This window comes from Candidatus Nitrosotalea sinensis (assembly GCF_900143675.1).
Lineage (GTDB): Archaea > Thermoproteota > Nitrososphaeria > Nitrososphaerales > Nitrosopumilaceae > Nitrosotalea > Nitrosotalea sinensis.
Genome location: NZ_FRFC01000003.1, coordinates 98,530 through 111,309 on the forward strand (window position 1 = coordinate 98,530; position 12,780 = coordinate 111,309).

Genomic DNA, 12,780 nt, shown 5'->3' on the forward strand with positions numbered 1-12,780 from the left:
ACATATATGGTATAACACTATAACACGCCGTGAGTAAACCAGGAAATCTGTGGAGAAAGGTACATGGCAAAATCGCCAAGAAACCTACCAATTTCAGCTGGTTAATTGATGACAAACTTGCTGGAAGTGGAATGCCTACTTCTGTTTCTGAAATTGACTGGATAATAAAACAAGGGGTACGATCTATTGTCACAATGACCGAGGACTCACTTCCTGAACAATGGGTAAAAGATGTAAAATATCTTCATGTTCCAACAGAAGATTTCTCAGCACCTGATATGCAACAAATTGATGAGGCAGTTGAATTTATTCAAACTAGAATTGTTAACAATGAACCTGTGATGGTTCACTGTGCTGCAGGAATAGGAAGAACTGGAACAATTCTTGCTTGTTATCTTGTAAAATATCATAAAATCTCAGCAAAAGATGCTATACAAAAAGTACGAAAAGAAAGACCGGGTTCAATCCAGTCTGAATCTCAAGAGATAGCAATTGGTCTATACTATAAATTCCTAAAAAAGTAATTCTACTCTGGAATTGATGTGGTAACCATCTTGCCGTTTTCTAGTTTGATGAAAAGATACCTGTTGTCTTTGAAAATCAAGGTTATTTCATTTTCTTTCTCTGATTTGTCTTCAACTTCAAGTAATTCTTGTCCTCTAATTCCGTCAAATTTTGCCATACTGATACCCTCATAATTTCCATTTATATCTCTTAAAATACGGATAATTGCTTACAAAAATGAAAAACTTGACTGGCAGACCCTAGTTTCTTGGCAGATCTGACTTGATTGTATTTTCAAATTGAGTTTGTATTGAATTTTCTATGCTTAATGCTTTATTTTGTACTTGTTGAAGTGCTGGATTTTGTTCTACTTTGTGATATCCTGCAAACGCAGCATTAATGGTTCCACTTGTACCTAGACCCAAAAATACTAGAGCTACAAACACAAATGCCAGTAGTTTCAACAGCATTCTATTGTCACCATTTGAGTCTAGAATGGCTCAAGTTGCATTTATACATCAAGTAGAAAAGCTACTTGTTTCATATATGCAACACAAGTTGAAAAACTTGAATTCCTTGATCTCTACTTGGTAACTTCTATCTCAATATCCTTAGAATGTGCAGTTTGATCAAAGGGCTCTGCATAATCATGTTTGAACCAGGAGACATATACCTCTGCCCCAATCTTGTGTTTTCCAACTCCTAATTCTGATGCATTAAATTGTATTTTTTCATCAAAATCAAGAAACATCTGCTGAGCTTCAGATTGACTACTTGGAATCAATGGTTCAAAATTTTTGGATATTTGTACCCAAATTTTCTTCTCGCCCATCTGAGTAAGCTTTGGGTTGCGTGTCCAAAAAAGTGCAACTTTCTTGTATGTGTCTAATGGCTTTCCAACTTCCTTCTTTCTTAGCCCGCTTGTGTGAAGTTTGACACCGTATCTTAGCTTGAAAGTATTGTCGTGATTATTGTAAGCTTTTTCCCAGTTTTTCTCAGTAAAGGCCTCTCTGAGTGCTCCTGTGACAGAAAACTTGACGTTTAGTGTAATACTGTCTTCTATTCTTGGTTTGTCTGAAGATTTCTCAAGAGAAACTTCACTTATTGAATTTTTATCGCTTGTCAATGATTGGGGATGGTTTATATCCTCAATAAGTATTTTTTTGACTAACATGGATGTTCAGCTGAAAAAATCTTCGCCAAAAGAAGTTCAATTGGACATAAGAAAATCCGATATCAGCACTCTCTATATAGTACAATATGAGATGCTCAAGGATCCTACTGTAGAGTTTGCAGGTGTAGTATTGAAACACCCATTGACAAAACAACTGGCAATGAGAGTAAACACCTCAAAAGGCAATCCAGTCAAAGAGATCGAAAAGGCAACAAAGGCTGCCATGGAATACACTGAAGAACTAAAAAAAGCAATTTTTTCTAAAATTAAAGGTGAGTAGATGAAATTCTGTCCCAAGTGTCAGGCTAGATTAAAGATAGATAGTTCTGACTCTGAATTTGTATGTCCAAAGTGTGGGTACAGCGAAAAAGGAAGCAAGACTACTAAGGCAGTAAAAAGTGAAAGTGTTTCAAATATCAATGTCTTAGATGAGGAAGAAAAAAAGGAAGCATTGCCTACAATTAAGATTGATTGTGAAAAATGTGGACATGGAGAAGCTGTGTGGTGGATGCTTCAGACAAGAAGTGCTGATGAACCAACTACACAATTTTACAGATGCATAAAATGCAGCTATACCTGGCGCAATTACGCATAAAGATTTAACTTGGACATTCTTGAGATGTGATTAAGTTTGGTATTTTCTGCAAAGACTGGGGGTTCTGAAGAATGGAAGGCAGTAATATCTGCTATATCTACACTTGTTGAAGAAGCTACATTCGAAGCCACTGGTGAAGGAATTGCTTTTAGAGGAATGGATCCGTCACATGTAGCATTAATTGATATTGCTTGGCCTAACTCTGCATTTGAAAAATATGTTTGTGATGCAGATGTCAAATTCGGAGTAAGAATAGATGAATTTTCAAAACTCATCAAAAGGGCAGATAAAAAAGACAATATAGAAATCAGCATATCTGAAGATAATCTTTTACTTGTTACAATTGGTAAAAATAAAAAATACAAAATGAGATTGATTGAAAGTTCTGCAACTGATACCCCACTTCCAAAAATTACTTACAATGCCAAGGTGGGTGTAACGGCTGCTGAATTTGACAAAATACTTGGAGACGTTCAGGTGGTTTCTGAATATTTGTCCATTAATGCTAGTTCAACAAAGGCAGAGTTTTCAGGAAGAGGTGATTCTGGTGAGGCAACAATAACACTTGAAAAAGGAATGCCTGAGATGCCAGAGATTGATGTAAAAGAAGACAGCAATGCAACATATAGCTTAGAATATCTTAATAGTATTGTAAAGGCAGTTGGCACTGTTGCAGGCACAATAGTCTGTGAATATTCAAGTAAAATGCCTCTTAGACTAGAGTTTAAAGTAGCAAACATAGGGAGAATCCACTTCTATCTTGCTCCTAGAGTGGAGAGCTAGTTCAAATTGCAGAAATACATTGCCAATTTGATATTAACAGAACGTCTGTAGAAAAGCTAAAGTAAATAACAATTCAGAGAATTATTCATGTCGAAAGAGCTTCGGATCAAAAAAGGCGATGTAGAACTTGCCATACATTTCGATACCAAAGACCAGCTAAAAGAACGATTAGAGGATTATGAAGAGATTTCGAAGATTGTTGAAGAAAGATTAGGTGTTTCATTTGAATCTAAGAAAGCAATAAGAAAAGATCTAGAAGGCATATGCGATTTTGAGAATAACCATATCGTGCTCATTAAATCTCCATCTTCGAAAGTAAAGAAGGTGTGTCTAGTTTTACATGCATATGGCCCTTCTGGGGCAACTTTGGAAGAAATTACCCTAAGCAGTGGAGTTACAAACCCCTCAAGAAATGTCATAAACAATACAGCTAATAAAAAATATTTCAGAAGACTAGTGCAAGGAAGATACGCATTAAGTGATAAGGGGATATCCTTTGTTACGGATGAAATTTTACCTGAGTTGAAAGGTGGAAATAATGGCACAAATTAGAATTAAAACAAAAGTTGGAGAAGTTGCAATAGATTTTAGTGATAACAAAGATCTTGAAAATCAATTATCTAAAATTGATTTTAAGGACTTGGAAAATATTGTAGCGAAAAGCGTACCTAACATATTACGTGTAGAAACAACAGTGATTGAAGAATTCAAAGATCTTTACAGATTAGATTCTTCTGGCAATGTTCACCTGAATAAAATTCCGAAGAAAAAAGGCGATGCGATAAAACTGGCTGTCTTCCTTTCTGAAAAAGGTCTTTCAACTAACGAAGTAAAAACTTCTACAGGGATTTCAAACCCAAAGGCTTACATGAATAAAAAAGATTTCATAGAGAATGGAGATTCTTTTACCTTAGAAACAGAAGCTCGAAAAGATGTGCTAGAAAAGATAATTCCAAAATTAAGGCAGAATAATAAATCAGACTAGAAACTTTTTACGTAGTTTGGATTCACCTTTACCTTTTAATCTTAATTCACCTCTCTCAATATGACCATTACCCCTTAATTCCGATAAGCGCGCAGCTAAAACATTCTCTGGTATGCTAAATCCGCTTAACATGAGAGATTGTCTTAATTCATCATCTAATGGAGTCCTGGCACGAGTAACTTGATATCCAAAAATTACAAGCATAATTTGTTCGGTATTTTTCGGTTCTGCTGGAGTTGTTATTCTTACAAGATGTTTTCCTTCTATTTCTACCGGGTCGAATGAAACAGGTTCCTTTAATGACACATTAGTCTTGGCAAGCTCTTTTCTTACGTTATGAACAGATTTCTGCCACTCAGATTCTGTCATCTGTATGTTAAAGAGAATTCTAAACAATTCCTTGGCATCTTTCACATACTCATTGATCACTTTGTCTAGAACTGTTGTAATATCAGCACCATGGTAGAGATTATTTCTCGTATCATGAAATTGTTTTATTCTTTGGCTCAAATCAGAAGGAACTTTTCTATTACCTTCCAAAATTCCCAGAATCTTGTAAAGTGCATCATTTGAGCTTAATTCTTTCTTTTGTAAGAGACTATTAGTTTTAGCATAAAACTTTAAACCGAATTCAACAGCATTATCTATTACAATCAATGCCAATCTATTGCTAGAATCTAAAGTGCTTTCTTTGAGGGCAATTCCAAGAGTAATCTGCTCAATTATTTCTTTAATCCATAAATCCATAATCTAACTACCATTGTTTAGTTTTTTCAATTTTGGAACTACCTCATTGATAATCCATGAAAGGCCAGCCGCATTGAGTTTGTAATAGCCACGTTCAAGTTTATCGAAATATTTTGAATTTCTCATATAATCCTGTGATTGTTTCACACCGCTAAACAGAGTAATGAGATCTGTCTTTAGAGGTTTAGGATCGTATGCATACAAAACTATTCCAATATTTTCAGTTTTAGTTCCTGGTCTTAGTATTGAGATAGAGCCATCATCATTAATTGTGTAAATATCTTCAAAGCCAAATTTTACTTTTGGTTTTTCTTTACCCTTTAGGTGACCAACTTTAGAATTTACAATTTCTATAACTTTATCTATGTTTGCAAGGCCTTTTTCTAAATCTGATACTTCATTGTATGGTATAACAACTTCACCAAATTCTGTTCTTATCCTAACTTCTGACAATTTTGATACCTCCATTATTAATTGAATTCTGGATTAAAAACCAATATCCGAAAAGTTCCATCTCGCGTTTCTCATGATCCTCTAATTTACGCTCTACGATGTGCCAGAAATTGTTTGCATGTTTCTTTTCTATCGATTTTTTACCTTTTTGATCTTTTTTTCCAAACATACTCTCTCATATTATAGAATTCTTTTAAATATTAATGGTTTATAATAAAAATTGGAAAATGCTATTTAGCGAGTTAGTTAGATGGAATTAAAACGATGAATAATTCCATTAACATATCAGTAAGATTGCTAATCTAGAAATCATTTTCAATCAAAAAATGAAATCTTAATGCTTGTAATCTTAAAACTGTATTCAAATACTTGGTCTAATCTTGTCTTCTTTTATTATCTTTGTAATTTTTTCCTTTGCCTTGTCTGAAACCGATATTTTATCAAATAACGTCAACAACCGATTATCTTTCTTATTATCTTTCAGCCATTTGTTAATTACTCCTACAGAAAGATCAACTATTCGTTTTGAAGATTCTCCTAACTTATTATGTATATGCAAAATCTTACAATCAATTTCATATATCAAACGTTCCAGCGCAAGCCTCTCCTGAAAGGATTCTGCCTTGTCTAGTTGTTCACGTAATCTAGTTCTTTGAACTTCCAGTCGCTGCATATTGAAAATTATTACATTTTCAGGATTCAGAATATTACTTTTGTTGTATATTTTAGTATACCAATAATCAATGTAACCGTTTACTGTATTTCTGTTTATTTTCATCAACTCTGAAATTTTTCTTGCAGAATAACCATACTCAAAATGTAGCTTGTATACTTCCTGTCTTCTTTTGTCCCGTTCAAATTTAGAATAAGGTCCACCATTTTTTGATCTTGTTTTAGATACTTGTTTCTTATTTTCTTCAATAAATTCAGCATCAACAACAGGTAATTCCAAATCTTCAGTTGTTATTTGCATTCTTACCTAATAAAATTTATGGTATATTACAGTACTGTACAGTACCTTCGTAAGAAAAATGGCATAGTTTGGCCTAGTCTTGTTATATGATCTAAGAGAAATTAGGCCTAAAGTAAGCCTATAAAAGATTTTAAGGATATCAAGTCGAGGTTATACTGATTTGAAACTCATTTTAAAATTTGGTGGAACATCCGTCTCTTCTCCACAAAACATACGAAATGTGGCAAATTTAATAAAAAAACTAAGCAAGGAACATAAAATTATTCCAGTGTTTTCTGCAATTAGCGGAGTTACTGATGACCTAATCCGAGTTACTAATTTGATTCAAAACAGAAACAAAGATGCCGCAAATTCATTAGCAAAGAAAATTATCAAAATGCATACTGATGTTGCAGATCAATGTATCCAGAACTCCAAAATAAAAAAAGATTTGATGAATAAGATGAAAACAGATCTTGATGAATTCCAAGATCTGTTACATGGGATGTTACTACTTGGAGAAGTTACTCCACGTTCTTCTGATTATATGATTTCTTTTGGAGAAAGACTATCCATCAATTTGGTAGCTTTTACATTAAATGAAATTGGAATAAAGGCAGTTCCACTCACAGGAAAAGATGTTGGAATAGTTACTGATTCTCATTTTGGAGGAGCAAAACCTCTGATGGATACTACTAGATTACATGTATCTCATACAATAGATGATCTACAACAAAAGAAAATCATGGCAATAATTGGAGGATTTGCGGGTGCAGATCAACATGGTAACATAACTACATTTGGAAGGGGCGGATCTGATTATACAGCTACAATTATTGCATCAAGTATCAAGGCAGATGAAGTTTGGTTAATGAGTGATGTAGATGGACTAATGACAACAGATCCGAAAATTGTAAAAAATGCAAAACTGATCAAGGAAGTATCATACATTGAAGCAATGGAGATGGCATTATTTGGTGCCAAGTATATTCATCCAAGAGCACTTGAACCCCTAGTTGCAAAAAAAATTCCTTTACGTATACGAAATACGTTTAATGTTGACAATCCAGGTACCCTAGTAACTGCAACCCCACAACCTGATACTCAAAAGACAGTCAAGTGTGTTAGTACCATAAGACATACTGGATTAATTGATGTAAGAGGAGGAAGTATGGTTGGTGCACCAGGAACTGCTGCCACGATATTTTCCATACTTGCAAAGGAAGGCGTCAATATAATGATGATATCTCAAAGTCCATCAGAGTCTTCTATATCAATAATAGTAAAGAAAAATGATTTAGACAAAGCAGTAAATGCACTTGAAATGAATCTGCTAGGAAAAATCATCAAGAAAGTTGATGTTACTGTAGATGTCTCAATAATTGCTCTTATAGGATCCGGAATGAGAGGAATTGCTGGAGTTGCCTCCAAAGTCTTTACAGCGGTAGCAAAAAAAGGTGTAAATGTTATAATGATTGCGCAAGGTTCTTCTGAACTTAATATTGCATTTGTAGTAAAGGACTCTGACTGTAATGCTGCAGTTCAAGCACTACATGACGAATTTAATCTTGGAAAATAAAACCTGAATTATTTCTAAAAGCATATTTATCTAAATTAGATAATCATATCTTATGAATCGAATTTTACTTTTATCTATTGTTGTTATCATTGGAGGTTTGATCGCTTCAATATCATTATTCAATGATCAACTTGCCAATGCCGGATCTACAAAAAAAATTCAATTCACTAAGACAATAACGTCCTCACAAGATCCAGGAGTTGGACACGGTAATGAACAAATGGCAATAATATTGCCTCCTAACAAAGGTTCTATCTATCATGGTTCCATTACATACAGCTCAAGTATGCCAGTCCAAGTTGTAATTTTACATCAGATTGACAAGACTGACTCTGCAGGTCAACCAACCTGGACTGTAGATGGTAATACACTATATGCTGTTACTACAATTGATCAAAATTCTAGTGGAGGTAGTTTAGATTTTACAGGATCTGCAATTGGACTTCATTCTGTAAACTCTAGTCAATTTACAGTAACTGCAAGTGTAGATGGGTGGATACGAACAACCACTCCTGATGTTATTCCAGTGTCTACCATTATGCCTACCGCAAATAATACTCTCAAGATGGCAGAAAGTACAACTCCAATAAAGATACCGCTTCATGAAGGACTAGTTAATGGTAAAACCATGTATTATGTAATAACTGATTCAAGCAATATTCTTGTGGCAAATAACATTTCAGAGAAACAAAATTGGCAAGTTCAACTATCTCCCACACTTGCACATGTTCCTATAATGTCATTTGGTAATATTTTCATATTTACCAACGGAATCACTGGAAATGGAACACGTGGGTATCAAGATGATGTCTTGTCCTCTATTCCATCTGATAACCAATACAGCCCACTGAATAAAGTAATTGAAGTATCTTGGAATGTAGGACGAGGACCATTTATTTTGAATTCTACAAAGGCAATACTTGATGCAAATACGACTGGAAAAGTAAAACTAACTACAACTGATACAATTCTTAACACTCCTGCAATATCTTGGGATGGAGGTAATCTAGGTATAAGATCCAACAAAATATTGTCAGATCAGGTTGCATATGTTGGAGGACAATTACTTGATGTAAATACAAACAACATGACTGCTACATTTGTAGGGCATAGAGGATGGGGACCAGATGGAAAGACCATCTACTATATTATCACCTCTGGAACTCCACAAGGACCTGCGCAAACGATGAAGATTCCAAATGTGTCTGTGCTCTCTTTTCTTGATTCATATGCAAGAGATGTCTATCATTTTGCCAATGGTATTCAAGGTGCAGGACCATTTGGATACCAAGAGGGAATTTCTAGTACACAACTTGGAGACTCTGATTATAGCCCTCTCTGTAAAATTTCAATAATAACATGGAAAGATCCTAAAACTGCCGAAGTCTTGGAGACCAAAAATGACATTGATTTTGAAAAAGCAAATGGCGCAATTGATATCCAAGAAGCAATAACCTCAGGCAAGAATTACATGCTTGATTGTCCTATTGTAAAAAGTCCATAGAATTATCAAAAGGGATAAATTTACTTTAAAAGCCTTCAAAAATGAATGACCGGCAAGCTGTTTATCGTTGGTGTAGGACCGGGACACCATGATCATATGACTTTTCGAGCAAAACAAGCAATTGAGGAAAGTAATACCATTGTAGGATATGAGACATATGTCAATTTGGTTGAAGATCTAATTGAAGGAAAAGAAGTACATAGGTATGCAATGACACAAGAAGTAGAACGAGCTCATCAATGTATTGATCTTGCCAAATCTGGAAAAATAGTCTCTCTTGTATCAAGTGGGGATCCTGGAATCTATGGAATGGCAGGGCTAATCTATGAAATTTTGGCAGAAGAAGGATGGGATAGAAAAGCTGGTCTAAGTGTAGAAATTGTTCCAGGAGTTTCATCTCTTAATTCATGTGCTGCACTAGTTGGCTCACCGCTTATGACAGATTTTGCAGTAGTTAGCATGAGTGACCTTCTTGTTCCTTGGGAAATTATAACAAAAAGAGTGGAAGCTGCAGCTCAAGGAGATTTTGTTATTGTCATATACAATCCGGCAAGTAAGAAAAGAATACATCAATTACAGGATACTAGAAAACTACTTCTAAAACACAGGTCTCCAAATACTCCAGTTGCAATTGTCAAGGGTGCATTTAGAGAATCTGAAGAAATTGTTCTAACAGATCTTGAGAATATGGAAGAACATAGTGACAAGCTTGGTATGATAACCACTGTGATAGTTGGAAATTCTTCTACTTTCAGATACAAAGACCTAATGATAAACCCACGTGGTTATACATCCAAATACAATATAGCAGAGCCACAGCAGACAAGAAAATAACATGGCATCAGTCCAGATAGGACTTACATTACCACAAGGATGGCTAGATGAGTTTCCTACCACAAATCCTCATGAACAATTCTCATTCTCAAAAAATGTTGCATTGACTGCAGAAAAACTTGGATTTGATGCAGGATATGTATATGATCACTTTGTACCTCATCCAATAGATAACCGTACTGAGACTTTTTTTGAGGCCTATACACTTCTCTCCGCAATATCCACAATAACATCAAAGCTTAGAATAGGTCAGGTAGTTACCTGCAATTCTTATCGACACCCATCATTGCTAGCAAAAATGACTTCTACACTTGACGCAATAAGTAATGGCAGATTAGAATTCGGCATTGGAGCAGGATGGTTTGAATATGAATACAATGCATACGGCTATGATTTTAACGATCCAATTACTAGAATAGAACAACTAGACGAATCCATTACCATAATCAAAACAATGTGGCAAAATCAAAAATCAACCTTCAAAGGCAAACACTATTCAATAAAAAATGCAATTTGCCAACCAAAACCCATGCAGAAACCTCATCCTCCAATCATGATAGGTGGTGCAGGAAAAAGGCTCATGAAAGTTGCAGCAAGGCATGCTACTAGATACAATCATCCTTTTGGCACTCCAGATATTTTAGAAGAAAAAATAAAACTATTACAAGAAAATTGTAAATTGATAAAAAGAAATCCTGCAGAAATAGAGAATTCTGTATTGTTGAGAATATTGATTGGAAAAGACAAAGATGATGTAAAAGATATTGTATCTAAGCTAAAAAAGAAAAACGAATCAATTGCAGAATTTGTTGTACGCTCAAAGGATAGCATTGCATTAGGTACCCCTGATGAAGTTAGCAGCTATCTACATCAATATATGAAAATTGGAATAAATTACTTTATTGTCAATTTTATAGGCGTGTCAAAATCGCTTGAGATGTTGCATCTCTTTTCTAAAAATGTAAGACCGACTCTCAAGTAGTTCTCTTTATTGCCTCTGAAAGCTCTTCTGTTAACACAATTTTCTGCCTGATAGGCCTTATTATGTCCGTGACATATCTGGAAACTGTGGACTTTAGGTCTGATGGATGCAATTTTTTCTGTGCAAAATCACTTTCTAAATCTTGATAGCTTGTATATGTCACATTACCACCAAATTTGGCTGGGCGTTCCACTGTCATCTCATTGAACTCATGAAAAACAATATGTTTTGATATCTCAAGCACAGGGTTCTTCTCTACAATCCCCTCTGGGCACCAAGCTTTTTTGAATTTTGAATTAATCTCTTCATCTGTATCATGTACAAATATTCCCGAGGCAGATTTTGATTTACTCATCTTGCTTGATACTGCATCGGGGTCTGAACCTACAGCTTCTGGTTCTCCAAGGCCTGCAAGTATGTGATGATGAACAGCAACTGGAACCTTCCATTTCATCTTTGGAAAGATCTCTCTTACAAGCATGTGGATCTTTCTCTGATCCATTCCTGCATGAACTATATCCAAATCCATTGTATGAATATCTACAGCTTGCATTGGAGGATAGAAAAGTTGACCCAGATCAATTTTGTCTTTATCAGTACTTCTTCCCATTATTGTAAGTGAACGCATTGTTCTTTCAAGCGACATATTTTTTGAAAACTTGACAAGATCCATCCAATAGTCTTTTTTTGATTCATAAAGTTGTGAACCTTCAATAATCTCAACCCCAGGACAAAACATCTTGAATGCATCAGCATAGTACTTGGACACCATCCTGATTTTTTCCCAGTCTCCTCCTAGTTTGTTGTTAAGATATGTATGCCAATCTGCTAGAAATACAATACAATGTACTCCAGCTTTGATAAAGTCATTTATCTTAAATCCTGTAAGTATAAGACTTCCAAGGTGCATAAAACCAGAAATCTCAAGTCCAATGTAGTGCCTTGGATGAGAATTTGTATTAAATAGATTCAACAATTCTTCTTGGGTTACAACTTCTTCTGTAGGTTCTCTAGTTACCAGTCTGATTTTTTCTGTAACATCCATTCTAGTAAGATTCCAACCTGTATTCCTATAAGTTTAAGCATCAAGCTCTTGAATCGATTTTCTCGGGCGTGTACTGAGATAAAATGCGTGTGCACTTATCAAAAAGGCGGCAAGAAACATCTTTGCAGCAAATACCAAATTCCAGGGTCTGTGTGGATCTGGGTATGCAATTGTAAGCGAGTCAATATCTGGAGTACCTCCGCTGATTAGACCTGCAGTGATTTGTGAGTTTAATAAAATAAAATTGTAAATTGTTTCATAGAGTGTTACTATTGCAAGTCCTAAAAGCATAAGCTGTACAGTGGCAAGCTTCCATTTGGATACTGTAACCGTTCTCTTCCAGCCTATTCGTGAAACACAATACCAACTGATAATTGCCGAGAAAAATAACCATGTTATCAACTTGGCAAAGTGTGGAGTAGGAAATTCCGTTTTAACTAGGACTTCACCCATTACATACGTGCCCTTGGTTAGCCATTCCTGGATCATTGCATAGAATCCAAATATGGTGATAGAGCACATTATGAATGCGCTAACATAGAAAACATACAAGAATATCTTGTAACTTGGATCGCTTTCTTGCAGGTGAATCTTCATTTGATCACCGGTGGAGCACTCTAAAATATAAAAATTGGTTTTGATT

18 protein-coding genes are annotated in these 12,780 nt (G+C 35.1%); 10 read left to right on the top strand and 8 right to left on the bottom strand.

What is annotated here, in order from left to right:
* The first annotated feature begins 29 nt into the window (after positions 1–29).
* On the top strand, positions 30–524 hold the full coding sequence (locus tag NSIN_RS02065) for a dual specificity protein phosphatase 23 (RefSeq protein ID WP_101009165.1): 495 nt from the start codon (positions 30–32) through the stop codon (positions 522–524).
* A gap of 2 nt (positions 525–526) precedes the next feature.
* Here the strand turns inward: NSIN_RS02065 and NSIN_RS09380 are convergent, their stop codons facing one another.
* From NSIN_RS09380 to NSIN_RS02075, 3 genes are all read right to left on the bottom strand, one after another.
* Complete coding sequence (locus tag NSIN_RS09380; protein ID WP_165775222.1) at positions 527–682, bottom strand: hypothetical protein; 156 nt, start codon at positions 680–682, stop codon at positions 527–529.
* 82 nt (positions 683–764) lie between these two features.
* On the bottom strand, positions 765–974 hold the full coding sequence (locus NSIN_RS02070) for a hypothetical protein (protein ID WP_101009166.1): 210 nt from the start codon (positions 972–974) through the stop codon (positions 765–767).
* Positions 975–1,087: 113 nt separating this feature from the next.
* Positions 1,088–1,630, bottom strand: a complete 543-nt coding sequence (locus tag NSIN_RS02075; protein WP_245871875.1) for a hypothetical protein — start codon at positions 1,628–1,630, stop codon at positions 1,088–1,090.
* A gap of 46 nt (positions 1,631–1,676) precedes the next feature.
* Here NSIN_RS02075 and NSIN_RS02080 point away from each other — a divergent pair, with 46 nt between their 5' ends.
* The 5 genes from NSIN_RS02080 to NSIN_RS02100 all read left to right on the top strand — a co-directional run bounded on the left by NSIN_RS02080 (position 1,677) and on the right by NSIN_RS02100 (position 4,041).
* On the top strand, positions 1,677–1,958 hold the full coding sequence (locus NSIN_RS02080) for an RpoL/Rpb11 RNA polymerase subunit family protein (protein WP_101009168.1): 282 nt from the start codon (positions 1,677–1,679) through the stop codon (positions 1,956–1,958).
* The gene (locus tag NSIN_RS02085; protein ID WP_101009169.1) at positions 1,959–2,273 is read left to right on the top strand and encodes a transcription factor S; all 315 of its coding nucleotides are present in this window, start codon (positions 1,959–1,961) and stop codon (positions 2,271–2,273) included.
* A 36-nt stretch (positions 2,274–2,309) separates the two neighbouring features.
* Complete coding sequence (pcn, locus tag NSIN_RS02090) at positions 2,310–3,056, top strand: proliferating cell nuclear antigen (pcna) (protein WP_101009170.1); 747 nt, start codon at positions 2,310–2,312, stop codon at positions 3,054–3,056.
* An 87-nt stretch (positions 3,057–3,143) separates the two neighbouring features.
* Positions 3,144–3,608, top strand: a complete 465-nt coding sequence (locus tag NSIN_RS02095; RefSeq protein WP_101009171.1) for a hypothetical protein — start codon at positions 3,144–3,146, stop codon at positions 3,606–3,608.
* Positions 3,595–4,041 carry a hypothetical protein gene (locus NSIN_RS02100; protein WP_101009172.1) on the top strand — a complete coding sequence of 149 codons (447 nt, stop codon included), beginning with the start codon at positions 3,595–3,597 and terminating at the stop codon, positions 4,039–4,041. Before NSIN_RS02095 ends, NSIN_RS02100 begins: the two co-directional genes overlap by 14 nt.
* Here the strand turns inward: NSIN_RS02100 and NSIN_RS02105 are convergent.
* The 3 genes from NSIN_RS02105 to NSIN_RS02115 all read right to left on the bottom strand — a co-directional run bounded on the left by NSIN_RS02105 (position 4,033) and on the right by NSIN_RS02115 (position 6,214).
* Positions 4,033–4,788: a hypothetical protein gene (locus NSIN_RS02105; RefSeq protein WP_101009173.1), complete on the bottom strand. Its 756-nt coding sequence runs from the start codon at positions 4,786–4,788 to the stop codon at positions 4,033–4,035. The two genes, NSIN_RS02100 and NSIN_RS02105, sit on opposite strands and share 9 nt — an antisense overlap.
* Positions 4,789–4,791: 3 nt before the next feature.
* Entirely contained in the window at positions 4,792–5,241 is a 450-nt protein-coding gene (locus tag NSIN_RS02110; protein WP_133124032.1) for a hypothetical protein, read from the bottom strand.
* 361 nt (positions 5,242–5,602) lie between these two features.
* Positions 5,603–6,214, bottom strand: coding sequence for a hypothetical protein (locus NSIN_RS02115; RefSeq protein ID WP_101009176.1), 612 nt, complete (start codon positions 6,212–6,214; stop codon positions 5,603–5,605).
* Positions 6,215–6,374: 160 nt separating this feature from the next.
* Here NSIN_RS02115 and NSIN_RS02120 point away from each other — a divergent pair, with 160 nt between their 5' ends.
* Genes NSIN_RS02120 through NSIN_RS02135 form a run of 4 tightly spaced genes read left to right on the top strand, consistent with a single transcriptional unit; the run spans position 6,375 to position 11,092 of the window.
* Positions 6,375–7,772 carry an aspartate kinase gene (locus tag NSIN_RS02120; protein ID WP_101009177.1) on the top strand — a complete coding sequence of 466 codons (1,398 nt, stop codon included), beginning with the start codon at positions 6,375–6,377 and terminating at the stop codon, positions 7,770–7,772.
* Positions 7,773–7,824: 52 nt separating this feature from the next.
* Positions 7,825–9,276, top strand: a complete 1,452-nt coding sequence (locus tag NSIN_RS02125) for a DUF7482 domain-containing protein (RefSeq protein ID WP_101009178.1) — start codon at positions 7,825–7,827, stop codon at positions 9,274–9,276.
* Between the two features lie 45 nt (positions 9,277–9,321).
* Complete coding sequence (gene cobJ, locus NSIN_RS02130) at positions 9,322–10,110, top strand: precorrin-3B C(17)-methyltransferase (RefSeq protein ID WP_101009179.1); 789 nt, start codon at positions 9,322–9,324, stop codon at positions 10,108–10,110.
* Position 10,111: 1 nt separating this feature from the next.
* Positions 10,112–11,092 (top strand): TIGR03560 family F420-dependent LLM class oxidoreductase, encoded by a 981-nt coding sequence (locus NSIN_RS02135; RefSeq protein WP_101009180.1) that lies wholly within the window; start codon positions 10,112–10,114, stop codon positions 11,090–11,092.
* On the opposite strand, the gene NSIN_RS02140 is transcribed toward NSIN_RS02135, so the two are convergent.
* On the bottom strand, positions 11,085–12,137 hold the full coding sequence (locus tag NSIN_RS02140; protein WP_101009181.1) for a tyrosine--tRNA ligase: 1,053 nt from the start codon (positions 12,135–12,137) through the stop codon (positions 11,085–11,087). The genes NSIN_RS02135 and NSIN_RS02140 overlap by 8 nt on opposite strands.
* 33 nt (positions 12,138–12,170) lie before the next feature.
* Complete coding sequence (locus NSIN_RS02145; RefSeq protein WP_101009182.1) at positions 12,171–12,734, bottom strand: hypothetical protein; 564 nt, start codon at positions 12,732–12,734, stop codon at positions 12,171–12,173.
* Positions 12,735–12,780 lie beyond the last annotated feature (46 nt).

Bases quoted from the DNA above. Each gene is read 5' to 3' on its own strand.
- NSIN_RS09380 (WP_165775222.1), bottom strand. From the start codon at position 682: ATGGCAAAATTTGACGGAATTAGAGGACAAGAATTACTTGAAGTTGAA.
- NSIN_RS02070 (WP_101009166.1), bottom strand. From the start codon at position 974: ATGCTGTTGAAACTACTGGCATTTGTGTTTGTAGCTCTAGTATTTTTG.
- NSIN_RS02080 (WP_101009168.1), top strand. From the start codon at position 1,677: ATGGATGTTCAGCTGAAAAAATCTTCGCCAAAAGAAGTTCAATTGGAC.
- NSIN_RS02085 (WP_101009169.1), top strand. From the start codon at position 1,959: ATGAAATTCTGTCCCAAGTGTCAGGCTAGATTAAAGATAGATAGTTCT.
- NSIN_RS02095 (WP_101009171.1), top strand. From the start codon at position 3,144: ATGTCGAAAGAGCTTCGGATCAAAAAAGGCGATGTAGAACTTGCCATA.
- NSIN_RS02100 (WP_101009172.1), top strand. From the start codon at position 3,595: ATGGCACAAATTAGAATTAAAACAAAAGTTGGAGAAGTTGCAATAGAT.
- NSIN_RS02105 (WP_101009173.1), bottom strand. From the start codon at position 4,788: ATGGATTTATGGATTAAAGAAATAATTGAGCAGATTACTCTTGGAATT.
- NSIN_RS02115 (WP_101009176.1), bottom strand. From the start codon at position 6,214: ATGCAAATAACAACTGAAGATTTGGAATTACCTGTTGTTGATGCTGAA.
- NSIN_RS02125 (WP_101009178.1), top strand. From the start codon at position 7,825: ATGAATCGAATTTTACTTTTATCTATTGTTGTTATCATTGGAGGTTTG.
- cobJ (WP_101009179.1), top strand. From the start codon at position 9,322: ATGACCGGCAAGCTGTTTATCGTTGGTGTAGGACCGGGACACCATGAT.
- NSIN_RS02135 (WP_101009180.1), top strand. From the start codon at position 10,112: ATGGCATCAGTCCAGATAGGACTTACATTACCACAAGGATGGCTAGAT.
- NSIN_RS02140 (WP_101009181.1), bottom strand. From the start codon at position 12,137: ATGGATGTTACAGAAAAAATCAGACTGGTAACTAGAGAACCTACAGAA.
- NSIN_RS02145 (WP_101009182.1), bottom strand. From the start codon at position 12,734: ATGAAGATTCACCTGCAAGAAAGCGATCCAAGTTACAAGATATTCTTG.